At 64.9% G+C, this 16,041-nt stretch carries 17 protein-coding genes and 1 tRNA gene; 13 read left to right on the top strand and 5 right to left on the bottom strand.

Features of this window, described 5'->3' with window-relative positions:
* Positions 1–73 precede the first annotated feature (73 nt).
* Positions 74–427 (bottom strand): LysR substrate-binding domain-containing protein, encoded by a 354-nt coding sequence (locus tag G4G28_RS28725; RefSeq protein WP_308602569.1) that lies wholly within the window; start codon positions 425–427, stop codon positions 74–76.
* Between the two features lie 2 nt (positions 428–429).
* Complete coding sequence (locus G4G28_RS28720) at positions 430–1,005, bottom strand: LysR family transcriptional regulator (protein WP_308601477.1); 576 nt, start codon at positions 1,003–1,005, stop codon at positions 430–432.
* Between the two features lie 121 nt (positions 1,006–1,126).
* On the opposite strand from G4G28_RS28720, the gene G4G28_RS23950 reads away from it, so the two are divergent.
* A complete protein-coding gene (locus G4G28_RS23950) occupies positions 1,127–2,344 on the top strand; it encodes an HD-GYP domain-containing protein (protein ID WP_182990242.1) in 1,218 nt (405 codons plus the stop codon).
* A gap of 5 nt (positions 2,345–2,349) precedes the next feature.
* Here G4G28_RS23950 and G4G28_RS23945 read toward each other — a convergent pair whose 3' ends face one another.
* Positions 2,350–3,390: a GGDEF domain-containing protein gene (locus G4G28_RS23945; RefSeq protein WP_182990241.1), complete on the bottom strand. Its 1,041-nt coding sequence runs from the start codon at positions 3,388–3,390 to the stop codon at positions 2,350–2,352.
* A gap of 353 nt (positions 3,391–3,743) precedes the next feature.
* On the opposite strand from G4G28_RS23945, the gene G4G28_RS23940 reads away from it, so the two are divergent.
* The 12 genes from G4G28_RS23940 (at position 3,744) to G4G28_RS23885 (ending at position 14,841) form a co-directional block, all read left to right on the top strand.
* Complete coding sequence (locus G4G28_RS23940) at positions 3,744–3,929, top strand: Flp family type IVb pilin (protein WP_182990240.1); 186 nt, start codon at positions 3,744–3,746, stop codon at positions 3,927–3,929.
* Between the two features lie 60 nt (positions 3,930–3,989).
* Complete coding sequence (locus G4G28_RS23935; protein WP_182990239.1) at positions 3,990–4,523, top strand: prepilin peptidase; 534 nt, start codon at positions 3,990–3,992, stop codon at positions 4,521–4,523.
* A gap of 96 nt (positions 4,524–4,619) precedes the next feature.
* Complete coding sequence (locus G4G28_RS23930; RefSeq protein ID WP_229507796.1) at positions 4,620–6,017, top strand: ATP-binding protein; 1,398 nt, start codon at positions 4,620–4,622, stop codon at positions 6,015–6,017.
* Positions 6,014–6,874, top strand: coding sequence for a Flp pilus assembly protein CpaB (gene cpaB / locus G4G28_RS23925; protein ID WP_182990236.1), 861 nt, complete (start codon positions 6,014–6,016; stop codon positions 6,872–6,874). The genes G4G28_RS23930 and cpaB overlap by 4 nt, the downstream gene beginning before the upstream one ends.
* Positions 6,875–6,899: 25 nt before the next feature.
* The gene (locus tag G4G28_RS23920) at positions 6,900–8,450 is read left to right on the top strand and encodes a type II and III secretion system protein family protein (protein WP_229425307.1); all 1,551 of its coding nucleotides are present in this window, start codon (positions 6,900–6,902) and stop codon (positions 8,448–8,450) included.
* A 9-nt stretch (positions 8,451–8,459) separates the two neighbouring features.
* A complete protein-coding gene (locus G4G28_RS23915; protein WP_182990235.1) occupies positions 8,460–8,732 on the top strand; it encodes a hypothetical protein in 273 nt (90 codons plus the stop codon).
* Between the two features lie 75 nt (positions 8,733–8,807).
* On the top strand, positions 8,808–9,983 hold the full coding sequence (locus tag G4G28_RS23910) for an AAA family ATPase (protein ID WP_182990234.1): 1,176 nt from the start codon (positions 8,808–8,810) through the stop codon (positions 9,981–9,983).
* A 16-nt stretch (positions 9,984–9,999) separates the two neighbouring features.
* Positions 10,000–11,346 carry a CpaF family protein gene (locus G4G28_RS23905; protein WP_182990233.1) on the top strand — a complete coding sequence of 449 codons (1,347 nt, stop codon included), beginning with the start codon at positions 10,000–10,002 and terminating at the stop codon, positions 11,344–11,346.
* A gap of 33 nt (positions 11,347–11,379) precedes the next feature.
* A complete protein-coding gene (locus G4G28_RS23900) occupies positions 11,380–12,357 on the top strand; it encodes a type II secretion system F family protein (RefSeq protein ID WP_182990232.1) in 978 nt (325 codons plus the stop codon).
* 9 nt (positions 12,358–12,366) lie between these two features.
* Positions 12,367–13,305 carry a type II secretion system F family protein gene (locus tag G4G28_RS23895; protein ID WP_182990231.1) on the top strand — a complete coding sequence of 313 codons (939 nt, stop codon included), beginning with the start codon at positions 12,367–12,369 and terminating at the stop codon, positions 13,303–13,305.
* A gap of 19 nt (positions 13,306–13,324) precedes the next feature.
* Positions 13,325–14,431, top strand: a complete 1,107-nt coding sequence (locus G4G28_RS23890; protein WP_182990230.1) for a LytR C-terminal domain-containing protein — start codon at positions 13,325–13,327, stop codon at positions 14,429–14,431.
* 98 nt (positions 14,432–14,529) lie between these two features.
* Positions 14,530–14,841 carry a BON domain-containing protein gene (locus G4G28_RS23885; protein ID WP_182990229.1) on the top strand — a complete coding sequence of 104 codons (312 nt, stop codon included), beginning with the start codon at positions 14,530–14,532 and terminating at the stop codon, positions 14,839–14,841.
* A gap of 86 nt (positions 14,842–14,927) precedes the next feature.
* Here the strand turns inward: G4G28_RS23885 and G4G28_RS23880 are convergent, their stop codons facing one another.
* Both G4G28_RS23880 and G4G28_RS23875 read right to left on the bottom strand, forming a co-directional pair.
* Positions 14,928–15,695, bottom strand: coding sequence for a GIN domain-containing protein (locus G4G28_RS23880; RefSeq protein WP_183107892.1), 768 nt, complete (start codon positions 15,693–15,695; stop codon positions 14,928–14,930).
* Positions 15,696–15,964: 269 nt separating this feature from the next.
* Positions 15,965–16,040, bottom strand: a tRNA-Thr gene (locus tag G4G28_RS23875).
* Between the last annotated feature and the right edge of the window lies 1 nt (position 16,041).

Raw genomic sequence — 16,041 nt, 5'->3', positions numbered from 1 at the left:
TGGAGTGTAGGGGCTTCCCCGTCATAGGGGAAATAGGCTTTGCGGATGGGGGTATAAGAAAAACTGATAGCAGTTATTCAAGAAGCTGAGCACCTGGCCACTGCCCATTCGTGCACAGCATCTCGGTGACCTGGCGCACCAGGCGGCTGATAGCGGCGGCTGCATTCGTCAGTGGGATATTGCGCGAGGCGCAGAGGGTGACGGTGCGGCGGATCGCGGGGCTGTGCACTGGCGTGGCGATGAGTTCGCCGCTGTCGATCTCGGCGCGCAGCGGTGCCAGCGGCAGCAGGGTCGCGCCCATGTCGGCCAGCAGCGCCGACTTCAGGATGGCCAGCGAATTGATCTCGATCACGTTCGATAGCGCCAGACCGGCGCCGCCCGCCACCTGTTCGATCAGCGGCCGCACGCCGTGCTGGCGCGCCGGCAGGATCAGGGTGGTGGCCAGCGCCGCAGCCGGGGAATGGCGGGACCGGGCGGCACCGAGGCCGAGCCGGCGCGGCAGATGTACATCAAGTCTTCCTCGACCAGGGCGGAGGAGGCGAAACCGCCGAGCTGGCCGTCGTCGAACAGGACAGCCAGGTTCAGGCGGCCCGATTTCAGCTGCTCGACCAGGCTGCCGGAGATTTCCTCGGTCAATTGCAGCGTGATTTCCGGATAGGTGGCACGGGCGGCGGTCAGCAAGGGCAGCGCCAGCGCGCCGGAAATGCTGTGCGGTAGCCCGAGCGAGACGCTGCCCGAGGGACGCGTCGTCGATTGCGTCACGGCCGAGCGGGCATCGGCAACTTGTTTCAGGATCGCCTGGGCATGTTCATAAAAAATCTTGCCGGCGTCGGTGCTGAGCACGCCGTGGGCGGAGCGGTGCAGCAGCTGGGCGCCGAGCTCTTCCTCGAGCTGGCGCAGCTGCTGGGTCAGCGCCGGCTGCGCCACGTGCAGGACCAGGGCGGCGCGCGAGAGCGAGCCGTGGTCGACGATAGCGACGAAATAGCGCAGTTGACGTAATTCCATGTAGAACTATGTTGTGTCAAGGTGCAACAAATTAGGGGCAAAAAGTTTATGCTTGGAAATAGAGTTGATATACTGCATAACCGCCGTGGTGGCGGAGATTACCATATCGCCGGACCGGAACATGCTCAAGAAAATCGATTCCTCCCAGCTGCGCGTGGGCATGGCCATCCACGACCTCGATTGCGGCTGGATGGAGCATCCGTTTGTCCGTTCCCGCTTCGTTCTTGGCAGCGAAGACGAGATCCGCAAGATCATCCATGCCGGCATCCGTGTCGTCATCATCGACTGCGCCAAAGGGCTCGATGTGGCCGCACCCACGCTGGCCGAAGCGCAGGCGACAACCGAGGCGGAAGTCACGGCGATTGCCGCCAGGCCGGTCAAGCCGGTGCGCGCGGCGCTGGCCGACGAGATGCAGCGCGCAGTCGGCATCCGGCGCCAGGCCGTGAGCCTGGTACGCACGGTGATGCAGGACGCGCGCCTGGGCAAGGCGGTCGAGCTGAACAATGTGTCGCCGGTCGTACAAAACATCACCGAATCGGTCCTGCGCAATTCCGGCGCCCTGCTGGGCCTGTTGCGTATCAAGAACAAGGACGACTACACTTTCCTGCATTCTGTTTCGGTATGCACGCTGCTGGTGGCGTTCTGCCGTTCGCGCGGCATGGACGAGGAAACGACCTACCAAGCCGGCATCGGTGGCCTGCTGCACGATACCGGCAAGGCGCTGGTGCCGGACCATATCCTGAACAAGGCAGGGCGCCTGACCGACGAGGAATTCGCGATCATCAAGAAGCATCCGCGCGATGGTTACGACATCCTGCTCAAGTCGGCCGATATCGGCCAGATTCCGCTCGATATCACGCTGCACCACCACGAGCGGCGCGACGGCAGCGGTTATCCGGACCTGCAGAACGAAGGTCAAACCTCGGAGCTGGCGCAGATGGCGGCGATCGTCGACGTCTACGATGCCATCACCTCGGACCGTTGCTACCACAAGGGCATGTCGGCGGCCGATGCATTGCGCAAGATCTATGAGTGGAGCAAATTCCACTTCAGCCCCTCGCTGACCCAGGAATTCATGCGCTGCGTCGGCATTTATCCAGTTGGCACCATGGTAATGCTGGAATCGGGCCGCTTGGGCGTCGTCGTCGAGCCGCACGAGACGAATCTGCTCACGCCCAAGGTCAATGTGTTCTTCAACACCAAGAGCCAGACCTACATTCGTCCGGAGCTGCTGGACCTGTCGCGCCCGCTCGGTTTCGGTGGCGGCGACAAGATCGTGCGCCACGAGTCGCCGGAGAAATGGCGGGTGGATGCGGACAAGTTCATGCTGCTGCCCTGAGGGGTCTAGAAAAACTCGGCGGTATCGTTCGAGGTAACCGTGCGCAGCAGGCCGAGCTCGACCAGCTCGTTGTAGTGGCAAGCCTGGTTGCGCCCGTGGGTCTTGGCGTAATACAGCGCCTGGTCGGCGTGGCCGAGCGTGACGACGGGCGAATCGAAAGGGTTGATGCTGACGAAACCGACGCTGACGGTCACCCGGCCGACCTGCGGGAATTCATAGGCCTCGACATTGCTGCGGAAGCGGTCGATGATACGGCGCGCGTTGTCCAGCGTCGTCGAGCGCAGCAGCACCACGAATTCCTCGCCGCCGAAGCGAAATACCCGGTCCTGCGAGCGGAACGAACCTTGCAGCTGATTGGCAATGAGGATCAGCACTTCGTCGCCGTACAGGTGGCCGAAGGTATCGTTCACCATCTTGAAATGGTCGACGTCGATCACCGCCAGCCATTGCTGTTCATCGCCCCGGTTGCAGCGCCGCTCCGGCCGGCCGGCCTGCGGCGGTAGCTGCTCGTGTGCCGATTGCAGCATGCGCGTCAGCTGGTCCTCGAAGGTCTTGCGATTGAGCAGGCCCGTCAGCGAATCGCGTTCGCTGTAGTCGAGCAGGTTCTGGAAATTCCGATACACCCCGACGATGCCGGTAATCATGTGGATGGTGGCGGCGGGGAAGGGCGCGTCGCGCACGATCTCGAAGCAGGTATCGGCCTTGTCGCCGCACCAGATCGGCAGCCATAGCGTGCGTCCGCCATCCGGACCGCAGGCTTCGGCACTCGCCGCGCGGTTCTCCAGGCAGTTGACCAGTTCCGGATAGCCGGCGAGGGGCTCGCCCGGCGTGGCGCTGTCGTGGTTCTCGTCGATACGGGCACGGCCATCGGCGCCGACGCTGGCGCGTGAGCGCAGGTAGGCCTGGCCATTGAGGATGGAGATGGATAACACCCGCGTTTGGGCGGCAGTGGCCAGTTCCTGCACCGCCGCCACCACCGAGATGTCGAGCATCGCATGGTCGCGGTGGCCAGTCATGTCCACCATGTGTTTCAGAAGGGAATCCATGTCGTTCTGAGAAAGAGTATCAGCCAACTTGCTGCTCTACGGTGGCTTCGGTGTGCTTCGAATTTCTGAAGAGCAAGCGAAACAGGATAGTCGCTTTTCCGGACCCAAGCAATATTCACATAGCATTTTTTAATCGGCGCCCTCCGCTAGTCTGGTGCGGACCGATCTGGATCAAGCCCGGACGGTGCGAATTGATTCCACTAAGAAAGCTTGCTATCAATCAACTTGCTCTGAAGAATTATCTTTTATAGTGAACTCACTGAAACGGAAACGACAAAGCGCAGTTAGCGGAGTCAAGGGAAGTCTCCTGCCGCTTCAGGGTTGTTCTTATAAACCACCATATGGAGTTTGTCATGAAAACGATCTTTTCTGCTGTGCAAGCCTTCGCTGCTGACGAAGACGGTGTGACCGCCATCGAGTATGGCCTGATCGCCGCCCTGATCGGTGTCGCAATGGCGGGTGCGGCAACGCTCCTGGGCACTCAGATCGAGGCGACTTTCAATGCGGTGAAAGACAAGCTGGCTGCTGCGTTGAAGTAAGAGCGTAGGTTCGCCCTCCGGATTCTGGTCCGGAGGGCTTTTTTTTTGGAGCGGGCGAACATGACTCTTCAACTCCAGCTCGACCTGGTACTGCTGGCGGTGGTGGTGATTGCCGCCGTCACCGACCTTGCGGTGCGCAAGATTCCGAACAAATTACTGATGGCCGGATGGGCTGCGCTGCTTGGCCTGCACCTGACGAATACCGCGGCGGGTGGCTTGCCGAATGCCCTGCTCGGGGCACTCGTCGGCTTCGCCTTGTTCATGCCCTTGTACGCGGTACGCGGCATGGCTGCGGGCGACGTCAAGCTGATGGCCACCGTCGGCCTGTTTCTGGGACCGTCGGAAACCATCACGGCCTGCGTGCTGACCTGGTGCGTGGGCGGCGTGATGGCCTTGCTGATCATTGTATTTACGGGGCGCTGGGCGGCGGCTTACGCGAACCTGCGCGACATGCTGTTGCCGATCTTGCTACGCATGGGGCCGATGCCGGACAGCCCACAGTCGCGCCGCAGCGTCGGCTCGATGCCTTACGGGGTCGCAATCGCGTTGACCACGCTCTGGCTGCTGGCGCAGCGCAATCATGTCTACATGTAAACGCTTGCTGCGGCTCAATGGCCTGCAAGGACCGGTCGCTAGAATGAATTCAATATTCCTGGGGAATGCTCTCCAGTGGATACAAGGAGAAACGCCATGATCGACATGCTGTCGTCCCGTACCGCGCCAGGCGCCGCTTCCCCGGTGCCCGGTACGGCATCGGGCATGGCGTCGGCTGACCCGGAAGTGACGGCGATCCTGCCGCGCCAGCCAAAAACGGTCAGCGATACCGGGCTCGAACCGCGTCTGGTGTGCGCCCTGGTCCTGAAAACCCTGCACGCAACTGGCCGCGCGCCGCTGCCCCTCTTGGCCGGGAAGCTGCGGCTGTCGATCAGTGTCCTGCGCGAAGTCCTGAATGGACTAGGGAACGAACAGCAGGTCGAGGTGGCGTGGTCGGGCGACTCGGACATCGACGTCCAGTACCAGTTGACCGCGATTGGCCAGCGTGCCGCCCTTGCCAGTTTGGCCGAGTGCCGCTACATCGGTCCGACGCCGGTCACGCTGGGCGCCTATCGCACCATGGTCGAACGTCAGTCGCTGCGCCAGCCGCAGGCGCCGTGCGACGCCGGCCGAACTGGCCGCGGTGCTGGCCGACGACTGCCTCGACGCGGCGCAGCGCGAACTGCTGGGGGCCGCCCTCCATGCGCAGCGTCCCTTACTGCTGCATGGTCCTACCGGTTCGGGCAAGACCACACTTGCGCGCAAGCTCGGACGCCTGTTACCGGGCGCCGTTGCGCTGCCTTACGCCATCCTGGTCGAAGGCAAGATCGTACGGATGCACGACCCCCTGCTGCACCCGGCGCCGCTGCCGATCGGGCGCCAGCAGGAAGAACGGCGCAGCTGCGATGCGCGTTGGGCAATCTGCCAGCGTCCGCTGGTGCATGTCGGCGCCGAGCTCGATCCGGCATGCTGGCGCTGCGCCAGGATCCGGACAGCGGCACCTGCCATGCGCCGGCACAGCTGCAAGCCAACAACGGCATCTTCGTCATCGATGACCTGGGCCGCCAGCGCCGTCCCATGGCCGAGATGCTGGCCGGCTGGCTGAGCGCCCTCGACGGTGCGCCGATGCGTCTTGGCTTCGGTGGCAGCAGCGGCGACACGGTGCCGTTCGACGCCATGCTGGTCTTTGCCACCAACCTGGCGCCGGCCAGCGTGTTCGATCCCGCCTTCCTGCGCCGCATCGGCTACCGCATCGGCCTGGGCCCGCTGGCTGAACCGGCGTACCGCGCCGTGTTGCGGCGGGCTTGCCGGCTGCGCGGCATCGACTGCGACGAGGTCGTGCTCGACCACCTGGTCATGCGTCTGCATCGCGCCAGCGGCACGCCGCTGCTGGCCTGCTATCCGCACGAGCTGCTTGGCCGTGTGCTCGATTTCGCCGGCTTCGCCGGAACCGAACCGCGCCTGACGATTGCTGCCCTGGAGCAGGCGTGGAACAGCATCTCCCCCAGCGGCAGCGCCCCGGCCTCGTGCCACGTCGCAGGAATCGAACCATGAAAAACAAGCGCGCCCTTGTCGTGATGGCAGTCGCCATCCTGTTCGGCCTGACGGCCGTGGTCCTTGCTTCGCGCTGGCTGCTGCTGCAGCCCACCGCCAGTGCCGGACATATCGTAGTGGCCGCCGCCGACACCAGCCTCGGCCAACGCCTCACGTCCGACATGCTGAAACTGGCCGAGTGGCCCGCCGACAGCATGCCGAAAGGCGCCTTCACCGACCCGCAGAAGCTGGTGGGCAGGGTGCTCAAGACCAGCCTGCTGGCTGGCGAGCCGCTGAGCGAGGCGAAGCTGGCGCCGGTTGGCACCTTGGGGGGGCTGTCTGCCCTGATCACCGAGGGCAAGCGTGCCATCACTGTGCGCGTCAACGACGTCATCGGCGTGGCCGGCTTCGCGCTGCCGGGTAACTACGTCGACATCATCGTCAGTACCGAGAAGGATCCCGGGCCGGAAGCGAATGCGCGTGAACAGAATATCTCGAAGATCGTGCTCGAGCGGATCCTGGTGCTGGCGGTGGCGCAGGAAGTCAATCGGGACGAGACCAAGCCGCGTGTGGTCAATGCCGTCACACTGGAAGTGACGCCGGAACAGGCCGAAGCGCTGGACCTGGCGCGCAGTGTCGGCACGCTGTCGCTGGCGCTGCGCAACCAGGTCGACCCGCAGTCGGCCCAGACCACCGGCGCCACCAAACTGACGCTGCTGCCGGGCGCCCCAGCGGTCGTCAAGCCGGCACCGGCGAAACCGGCCGCCGCACCGCGCCGTCCGGACAAGCCTGCCGTCTACCGCGTCGCCACGCCGCCCGTACGGCGCAATTGTGTCAACGTCATCAACGGCCTGCATTCCTCGCAAGAGTGCTTCTGATTCCCTTACCGTGCCAGGTGCAACCATGAATACACGCCCCACGAAATTGTCCGGCCTTCCCGTCGGCCCAGTCTGCCGCGCGCTGTCCGGCCCCACGGCGCTGTACGTCGCGCTCGGCGCCATGGCGCTGGCGCTGGCCGGCACTGCGAAAGCTGCGCGCCCGGGACCCCAGGCCGAGGCGGCGCCGCCAGCAGGTGCACGTGCCGAAGCGGGCCCGCGCTGCAGCGGCGAAGCGGCACGCCCGGCCCAGGTCGCGCTCCAGATGGGCAAGTCGACCCTGATGCGCATGCCCGAAGTGGTCCAGAACCGCAGTGTCGGCAACCCGGCTGTCGTCCAGGCGATGCTGGTTGCGCCAGACACGATGTATATCGCCGGGGTCGACGTCGGCACCACCAACATGATCGTGCAAGGCCGCAGCGGCCTGTGCAGCGTACTCGACATCACTGTGGCTATGGACCCGAGCGCGCTGCAGGCGACCCTGGCGACCGTCATGCCCGAGGAGAAGGATATCAAGGTGCTGGCCGCCGCCGACTCGCTGGTGCTGACCGGGACTGTCTCCGATGCCAGCGCGGTGGCGCGCGCGGCGGAACTGGCCGGTGCCTATTTGCGCCGGCCACTGAACGCGCTCGGCGCGGTGCCGAAGGAGCTGGCGCCAACCGGGGCCGCCGCGGGAGGCGTTCCCAGTAATCCGGCCGTGCGTCTGGTGAATCTGCTGAGCGTCGCTGCGCCCCAGCAGGTTCAGCTCGAGGTGAAAGTCGCCGAGGTGTCGAAGACGCTGCTGGAAAGACTGGAGGCGGGCGCCAGCTGGAGCTTTTCCCCGGGCAGCTGGGCCGCCACCCTGGCGTCGAACTTCCTGAGCGGTAGCGCCAAAGGCGGACTGAGAGCGGTACGTCCAAACGGCAACGGCTTTGGCGTCGACGCCCAGAAACAGGATGGATTGGTGCGCGTGCTGGCCGAGCCGAACGTGATGGCGATCAGCGGCCAGGAAGGCAGCTTCCTCGCTGGCGGCAAATTCTATATCCCGGTCGCGCAGGACAACAACAAGATCACGCTCGAGGAAAAGGAGTTCGGCGTCGGCCTGCGCTTTACCCCGACTGTGCTCAGTGGCGGGCGTATCAACCTGCGCGTCGCGCCCGAGGTGTCGGAGCTGTCGCGCGAGGGCATCGGCATCAACGCTCAAGGTTTTTCCGGCGCGTCGATTCTGCCCGTCGTCACCACACGCCGCGCCAGCACGACGGTCCAGCTGTATGACGGCCAGAGCTTCGCCATCGGTGGCCTGATCAAGAATAATCTGATCACCAACCTGAAAGGCTTGCCAGTCCTGGGCGAGGTGCCCGTACTCGGTGCGCTGTTTCGCAGTACCGACTTCCAGCAGGACCGCACCGAGCTGGTATTCGTGATCACGGCGCGCCTGGTCAAGCCCATGACCGCGACCGGTTTCGCGCTGCCGACCGACGGCGTCGATGCGCCTTCGCGTGCCGCCCTGATGCTGGGAGGACGGCTCGAGAGCGCGCCCAGGAACCCAGTGCCTGTCGCGCGCACGGCCCAGAGCGTCGACGGTTTCGAACTCAAATAGGAGACAGCAATGGCAACCAGGACTTGTGCATGGATCGCGGCGCTGCTGCTGTTGGCGGCCTGTTCGACTGCCCCGCGCTTCGAGAAAAGCTTCGGCACGGCGGTGCGCGCCAACCTGATGGCGCAGACCATCGACCCGCGTGGTGCGGCCAACGCCAACCCGACGACCGGCATCGACGGACCGGCCGCGCTGGCGGCGCAGGAACGCTACCAGCGTTCGTTCGTCCAACCCGAAAGCGCCGCCAGCGCCCCCATGCTCAACACGCTCGGCAGCGGACGCTAGGTCTCACCCGCCGGGCTCGCGGGTCGAGCCTGGCCGCAGCGTCGTTTCCCCATCAGTGCCTCAACGAGGATCGTCATGAAAGCCCTTTTGATCAGCCGCGACAGCCTGCTGTTTGCCGAGCTTGCGTCCCAAGGCGCGGCCCGGGTGCCGCCGCTGAACGTGGCCAACAGCCGTGTCTCGATGCGCGAGGCGCTCGACCGCCCCTTGGGTGAAGCGCCGGGCCTCGTGATCGTCGATGCGGGCGACGGTGCACCCGATGACGCCGATCTGCTCGAGCGCCTGGCACGCCAGTATCCAGAAGCCCAGTTCATGCTGCTGACCAGCCAGCACCAGCCCGAATTCCTGATTCGGGCAATGCGCGCCGGCGTGCGCGAGGTGCTGCAACTGCCGCTCGTGCACCGTGCCTTCCACGAGGCGATGGACCGCATCTCCACCGCCGCTGGCGTCGCCCAGCTACGCGACGGCAAGGTACTTGCCTTCATCGCCTGCAAGGGCGGCAGCGGCGCCACCTTCATCTCCACCAACTTCGGCTATGCGCTGGCGACCCTGGCCGAGAAGAAGGTGCTGCTGATCGACCTGCACGGACAGTTCGGCGACGCCGCACTCTACGTATCGGACCAGAAGCCGACCATGACGCTGTCTGACGTGTGCGAACAGATCGCACGCATCGACGGCCCCTTTCTCGATTCGTGCCTGGTGCACGTGACGCAGGGTTTCGGCGTGCTGGCCGCAGCCGACGATCCGGCCCATGCAAAGGAAGCCAAGCCGGAACACATCGACACCATCCTGCGCGTGGCGCGCCAGCATTATGACTACATCGTGCTCGACGTCGGACGCCAGATCGACGCCGTCTCGCTGCGCGCGCTCGACAGTACCGACATCATCTACCCGGTGCTGCAGCTGGCGCTGCCGGATATCCGCGATGCCCGCCGCCTGCTCGACATCTTCCGCTCGCTCGGCTACCCGATCGAGAGCATCCGCCTGATCGTCAATCGCTACGAAAAGGGCGGGCGCCTGCGCCTGCCGGACCTGCACGCGGCGCTCGGCTGCGAAGTCGTCCATACAGTGCCCAACGATTACGTGGCCGTCACCGACTCGGTCAACCAGGGTGTCCCGGTGCTCGAACTGTCGCGCTCGAGCGCGGCCGCGCGCAGCCTGGCCGACCTGGTCGAACTGGTGACGGCGCGGCGTCCGCCCGAGTCGCGTGGCTTGTTCGACCGCCTGTTCGGCCGCAGCGAAGCCGACTACTGAAAACGAAGGAGAGACCATGTCGCTGCGTGAACGCCTGTCCGTATCCGAAGACGACCGCAAGGCCGGCGTCCTGCCGGCCGAGGCCAATAACCAGGCCTACCAGGAACTGAAGAAGTCGATGCACCAGATGATCCTCGACCGGATCGACCTGGAGCGCCTCAAGCGCCTGACCGCCGAGCAGTTCAAGCACGAGCTGGCGCTGCTGATCCAGCGCATCATCGAGGAAGAGCGCATCGTCCTCAACCAGCACGAGCGCCACAACCTGGTGCTCGACATCCAGCACGAGATGCTCGGCTTCGGCCCGCTCGAGCCGCTCCTGAACGACCCGAGCGTGTCCGATATCCTGGTCAACACCGCGAACCGCGTCTATGTCGAGCGCCGCGGCAAGCTGGAACTGACCGACGTCGCCTTCCACGACAATGCGCACCTGATGAAGATCATCGAGAAGATCGTCTCGCGCGTCGGCCGCCGGGTCGACGAATCGAGCCCGATGGTCGACGCCCGCCTGCCCGATGGCTCACGCGTCAACGCCATCATTCCGCCGCTCGCGGTAGACGGTCCGATCCTGTCGATCCGGCGCTTCAGCGCCACCCCGCTGACGGTGCAGAACCTGCTCGACTACAAGAGCATGACGCCGCCGATGATCAAGGTGCTCGAGGGCCTCGGTATCGCCAAGATCAACATCCTGATCTCGGGCGGTACCGGCAGCGGCAAGACCACCTTGCTGAATCTGCTGTCGGGCTTCATTCCGGCCAACGAGCGCCTCGTCACCATCGAAGACGCGGCTGAATTGCAGCTGCGCCAGCCGCACGTGGTGCGTCTCGAGACCCGCCCGCCGAACATCGAGGGCAAGGGCGAAGTCACCCAGCGCGCGCTGGTCAAGAACGCCCTGCGCATGCGTCCGGACCGCATCATCCTCGGCGAAGTGCGCGGCGCCGAGGCGCTCGACATGCTGCAGGCGATGAACACCGGCCACGAAGGCTCGCTGGCGACGATCCACTCGAACACGCCGCGCGACGCCTTGGCACGTCTGGAAAACATGGTCGGCATGGCGGGCGCCAACCTGACCCCGCGCGCCATCCGCCAGCAGATCTGCTCGGCCGTGACGGTGGTGGTGCAGGCGTCGCGCCTGATCGACGGCTGCCGCAAGGTGGTGAGCATCCAGGAGATCACCGGCATGGAGGGCGACATCATCTCGATGCAGGAAATCTTCCGCTTCGAGCAGACGGGTGTCGACCGCGACGGCAAGGTACAGGGATGTTTCAGCGCCACCGGTGTGCGTCCGCGCTTTGCCGACCGCCTGAAAATGTACGGCGCCGAAATCCCGGACGACACCTTCGATCCCGACCGCATCTACCAATGAATCTGCGGGCCTTGCCTGCAGTGGAGCCGCTTCATGGACCTGCTTTTCTACAGCTTCACCGTCTTCCTGTTCGCCGCCGTGATCCTGCTGATCGAAGGCGTCTACCTGTGGTGGTCGAGCACCCACGGCAAGGCAGCGCAGCGGATCGCGCGCCGCTTGCAGGTCATGTCGGGCGGACCTGGACGTTCGGGCGAGCGCATCTCGATTCTCAAGCAGCGCAAATTCAGTGCCCATGAAGGCTTCGATCGTCTGCTGCACCGGGTCAGCTTGCTGAAGCGGCTCGATGCCTTGCTGGTGCAGGCCGGCAGCGGCTTGACGGTCGCGCGCTTCCTCGGCTGCTCGCTGGCTGCCTTCCTGCTCGTTGCACTGCTCAGCGCGCGCTGGCCGATGCCCTGGCCGGTACGGTTCGCGTTGATGCTGCTGGCGCTGAGCGTGCCGTATTGCCTGGTGCGGCGCGCGCGCACGCGCCGCCTGCGCCGCATCGAACACCAGTTACCCGACGCCGCCGATTTCATCGCCCGTGCGCTGCGCGCGGGCCATTCGTTCACCAACGTCCTGCAGATCGTCGGCAACGAGTTGCCCGAGCCGCTGAGCAGCGAATTCCGGATCGCGCGTGAGGAAATCAACTACGGCGTGCCGATGGGCGAGGCGCTGCACAACATGGCCGCGCGCATTCCGCTCACCGACCTGCGCTACCTGATCATCGCGGTGCTGATCCAGCGCGAGTCCGGTGGCAACCTGGCCGAAATCCTCGGCAATATCAGTACCATCATCCGCGGCCGCCTGAAGCTGGTGGCCCAGGTGCGCGTGCTCTCGGCGGAAGGGCGCATGTCGGCCTGGATCCTGGGCCTGCTGCCGTTTGGCGTGATGCTGATGCTGGTGCTGGTCAACCCGAAGTACGTGAGCATGCTGTGGACCGACCCCAGCGGGGTACGCCTGCTCTGGTACGCGGCCGGCATGATCCTGTTCGGCGTTGTCTGGCTGCGCAGGGTCATCCGGATCCGCATCTGAGGAGCTGCCATGAATGCCGCACAATTATCCTTTCTGTTGATCGTCTTCGGCATCGTTTGCGCGCTGGCCTGGCTGGCGATGATGCTGTTCGCGCCAGGGGCGCTGCGTACACGCCTGCGCCGTTTCATCGGCAAGTCCGACACCACCCAGCTCGAGTCCGACGGCTGGGTCGAGCGCGTGGCCAAGGTCTCGCAGCCGCTGACCAAGCTGTCGGTGCCGGACGAGGGCTGGGAAAAGTCGGCGCTGCGCACCCGCTTCATGAATGCGGGCTGGCGCAGTCCCGTGGCGCCGACCCTGTTCTTCGCATCGAAGACGCTGCTCGCCTTGATCGGTCCGGCCACGGTCGGCGTGCTGGTGGCGACATCGGTGATCCTGCTCTCGGGCGGCAAGCTGTTGTTCCTGCTGCTGCTGACAGCCACTGTCGGCTACTACCTGCCGAACATGACCTTGAATCGCATCGTGCGCCGGCGCAAACGCGAGATCTTCGAAACCCTGCCCGATGCGCTCGATTTGCTGACCGTGTGCGTCGAGGCCGGGCTGAGCCTGGAACGCGCCTTCGTCAAAGTGGCCGGCGAAATCCACATCAAAAGCGTGACGCTGGCGCAGGAACTGCAGCTGGTGCTGATGGAAATGCGCGCCGGCTTCAGCAAGGAAAAGGCGCTGCGCAACTTCGCCCTGCGCAGCGGTGTCGACGACATCGACACGCTGGTGGCAATGCTGATCCAGTCCGAACGCTTCGGTACCAGCGTGGGCGACTCGCTGCGCGTGTATGCCGACAACCTGCGCAACAAGCGCCGCCTGCTGGCCGAGGAGTGCGCCGCGAAGATCGGCCTGAAGCTGCTGTTCCCGCTCATCTTTTGTATCTTCCCGACGCTGCTGATGGTCCTGCTGGGACCAGCAATGATCCAGCTGAGCCGTACGCTGGCCAACGTCAGCGGTGTGCGTTGAACCGACCAGGAGCTCCATCATGTCCAGCTGCAAAATCCTCAAGAAAATGTCCGTATTGTGCGCCGGCGCCATGCTGCTTGCCTGTGCCGACATGTCGCACCAGGTCGAACAGCCCGTGGTCGGCGTCGATGCCAATCTGGCTTATGACCAGGGCCGCGCGCACCATGTCGCCGGCCGCTACGACGACGCCATCGCGTCCTACCGTGCAGCGCTGGTGACGGCTCCCCATCACGTGCAGGCCCGCAACGCACTGGCCGCCGCGTTTGCCCGCCAGGGCGAATTCGCCCGCGCCATCCCGATCTGGCAAGGCCTCACCGCCGAGTTAAAGCCTGACGGCGGCCCCGGCGGCGCCTACCTGTTTGCCAACCTCGGCTACGCCTACCTGCTCGGTGGCGACTACCAGAATGCCGTTGTCGCACTCGAAAAAGCCTGCGTGCTCGATCCGCTCGATCACCGCGCCTGGCACAACCTGGGCGAAACGCTGCGTCGCCTCGGGCAGGACGAGCGCGCCGAACGGATGTTCCGCCAGGCCAGTGCACTGCGCGACCACGATTTCCAACGCGACTACACGGTTGCCGGCGGTACGGCCGTGGCGGCGATCCAGGTCGCGGTGGCAGCACCCGTGCGTGCCGAGCGCGAGTGGGCCGCCACCGAGGTGCGCACGACGGCGGACGGCATGCTCGAGCTGGTAAGGCTGCCGTCGCAGCGCGCGATCGCGCAAGCGTTGCCAGCCCGTGAGCCCGATCCGCTGCCGGCGCCGCCACCGCGTACGCGGCCGGATGTCGTGCTGGTGGAAATCCGTAACGGCAACGGCGTGACCGGCATGGCACGTGCGCTGTCGCGCCAGGTCGACGGCGATGGGCTGCAGGTAACGCGGCTGAGCAATGAAAAAGGCTTCAAGGTACGCCGCACCCGCATCGAGCACGGCCCCGCCCATCGCGATGCCGCACAGCGCCTGGCTGAACGCTTCGACGATGTTCAGCTGGTCGAAGTGGTCACCTGTACGTCGACCGACCTGCGGCTGGTCCTCGGCCAGGACATGGCACGCGGCAAACTCGTCCTGCGCACGCCGTTGCGTGACAGCGACAGGTTCGCCGCCGCCGATGCGGTGCCCAAAGCGCCCTGACCCGCCATCCGGGCTGGTACCTCTGTTCAGTACCAAACGCGGTCGACGCGCCCTTCCGAAAATGGGACGATATCCATTCATCTCACGGGAGCGTTGCCATGAAAATTGCACAGCGTTTCACCACCATCCTGGCCGGCTGCCTGATGTGCCTGATGGCCGGCTGCGCGCCAACCGCGCACCGCGAGGGCACCGGCGAGTACATCGATGATGCCCTCATCACCAGCAAGGTCAAGGCCGCGTTCGCGGCCGATCCCACCGTCAAGGCCACCGAAGTGCAGGTCGAGACTTTTAAAGGAACGGTCCAGCTGAGCGGTTTCGTTTCCTCGCGCGAAAGCGCGCAGCGCGCTGTCCAGATCGCCCGTCAGGTCAAGGGCGTGAGCGAGGTGCGAAATAATACCGTGCTGAAATAGCCGTACCGCAGGATGGCGGCGAGCGCAGCGGCAGCCCGGCCTTGCGGGCTGCATTCACACTGCAGGAGCTGCCGCCACGCGGGCCTTTAGCGCCAGCTCACCTTGCCCATGCCATCGGTCGTGGCATTGCGCTGCGCCGGTTTGCCGTACACCGTGGCCGAACCCATGCCGCTCAGGTTCAGGTTCGCCGCCGTGCTGGCATACACGCTTGCGCCGCCGAGGCCGCTCAGGTCGAGGTTCACGGTATCGGCGCGCAGCTTTTCCGCATCGAGGTTCCCTACGCCGGCGAGGGTGGCGTGCAAGGTGCGCGTCTGCCCGGTCACGGCCAGCTGCCCCGCGCCGCGCAGTGCCAGGTCCATACGCTCGGCCTTGGCCGCGTCGATCGTCATGCTGCCCACGCCACCCAGGCGGGCGTCGATATTCCGGTAGTTGCCATTGAGCGTGATAGCGCCGGCTCCGTCCAGGGAGACGACGATCTTGTCGCCGCCGAAACCGCTGACCGTGCTTGCACCCACGCCTTCCGAGACGAACTCGGCAAGGTTCGGCACTGTCAGTTCGGCACGCAGTTTTGGATTGCGGCCAAGGCTATAGTTGTTGCGTTTCTCGGTGCCGATTTCCAGCGTCTCTCCCCGCTGGCGGGTCGTCACGCGCGCCACATCGGCACGCTCGCCCGCCACCACGAGCGAGGCCTGCGCGCCTTGCCGCACAAGCAGGTCGACCACGCCGTCGAGCTTGACTCGCGTGACGCGGGTGTCGACGGCGCGTGTCTCGCGCACCAGGTCAGCCGCGCAGGCAGCGCCCGCACTCAGCGTGAAAAGCGATGCCATCAGGGTGGTGCCGAGCAGTTTGTTCATGGTGGTCTCCGTATGGGAATCGATGGAAACACTGTAAAGGGCTACCTTGCGCGCTGCGCGCGCCGTGCGACGGGCTGCACAATATGCGGCGTGAGCTGCGTAAACGATATACCCGGTATCGACGATCGAGCATCCGAATTTGCCCCACAGCCCGCACAGCCGCTGCCCTCGTACTGCCCAGCCACCTGTACCTGCCGCGCTAAGGAAAGCGCGCAGCCCTATAAGCAAAAAGCCCAGCCGGTAAGGGCTGGGCTTTTTGACTACGCTAGTGGTGCCGGCTGCCGGTTTCGAACTGGCCACCTGATGATTACAAATCAACTGCTCTACCAAATGAGCTAAGCCGGCG

Origin of the sequence: Massilia sp. Dwa41.01b (genome assembly GCF_014171775.1) — a bacterium.
Classification (GTDB): domain Bacteria; phylum Pseudomonadota; class Gammaproteobacteria; order Burkholderiales; family Burkholderiaceae_D; genus Telluria.
This window is presented reverse-complemented; position numbering and strand designations above follow the sequence as displayed.

What these genes read in the sequence shown, in the direction of transcription:
- G4G28_RS23890 (WP_182990230.1), top strand. Translation starts at nt 13,325, where the DNA reads ATGTCCAGCTGCAAAATCCTCAAGAAAATGTCCGTATTGTGCGCCGGC.
- G4G28_RS23945 (WP_182990241.1), bottom strand. Translation starts at nt 3,390, where the DNA reads ATGGATTCCCTTCTGAAACACATGGTGGACATGACTGGCCACCGCGAC.
- G4G28_RS23880 (WP_183107892.1), bottom strand. Translation starts at nt 15,695, where the DNA reads ATGAACAAACTGCTCGGCACCACCCTGATGGCATCGCTTTTCACGCTG.
- cpaB (WP_182990236.1), top strand. Translation starts at nt 6,014, where the DNA reads ATGAAAAACAAGCGCGCCCTTGTCGTGATGGCAGTCGCCATCCTGTTC.
- G4G28_RS23910 (WP_182990234.1), top strand. Translation starts at nt 8,808, where the DNA reads ATGAAAGCCCTTTTGATCAGCCGCGACAGCCTGCTGTTTGCCGAGCTT.
- G4G28_RS23915 (WP_182990235.1), top strand. Translation starts at nt 8,460, where the DNA reads ATGGCAACCAGGACTTGTGCATGGATCGCGGCGCTGCTGCTGTTGGCG.
- G4G28_RS28720 (WP_308601477.1), bottom strand. Translation starts at nt 1,005, where the DNA reads ATGGAATTACGTCAACTGCGCTATTTCGTCGCTATCGTCGACCACGGC.
- G4G28_RS23900 (WP_182990232.1), top strand. Translation starts at nt 11,380, where the DNA reads ATGGACCTGCTTTTCTACAGCTTCACCGTCTTCCTGTTCGCCGCCGTG.
- G4G28_RS23935 (WP_182990239.1), top strand. Translation starts at nt 3,990, where the DNA reads ATGACTCTTCAACTCCAGCTCGACCTGGTACTGCTGGCGGTGGTGGTG.
- G4G28_RS23905 (WP_182990233.1), top strand. Translation starts at nt 10,000, where the DNA reads ATGTCGCTGCGTGAACGCCTGTCCGTATCCGAAGACGACCGCAAGGCC.
- G4G28_RS23950 (WP_182990242.1), top strand. Translation starts at nt 1,127, where the DNA reads ATGCTCAAGAAAATCGATTCCTCCCAGCTGCGCGTGGGCATGGCCATC.
- G4G28_RS23895 (WP_182990231.1), top strand. Translation starts at nt 12,367, where the DNA reads ATGAATGCCGCACAATTATCCTTTCTGTTGATCGTCTTCGGCATCGTT.
- G4G28_RS23940 (WP_182990240.1), top strand. Translation starts at nt 3,744, where the DNA reads ATGAAAACGATCTTTTCTGCTGTGCAAGCCTTCGCTGCTGACGAAGAC.
- G4G28_RS23920 (WP_229425307.1), top strand. Translation starts at nt 6,900, where the DNA reads ATGAATACACGCCCCACGAAATTGTCCGGCCTTCCCGTCGGCCCAGTC.
- G4G28_RS23885 (WP_182990229.1), top strand. Translation starts at nt 14,530, where the DNA reads ATGAAAATTGCACAGCGTTTCACCACCATCCTGGCCGGCTGCCTGATG.
- G4G28_RS23930 (WP_229507796.1), top strand. Translation starts at nt 4,620, where the DNA reads ATGATCGACATGCTGTCGTCCCGTACCGCGCCAGGCGCCGCTTCCCCG.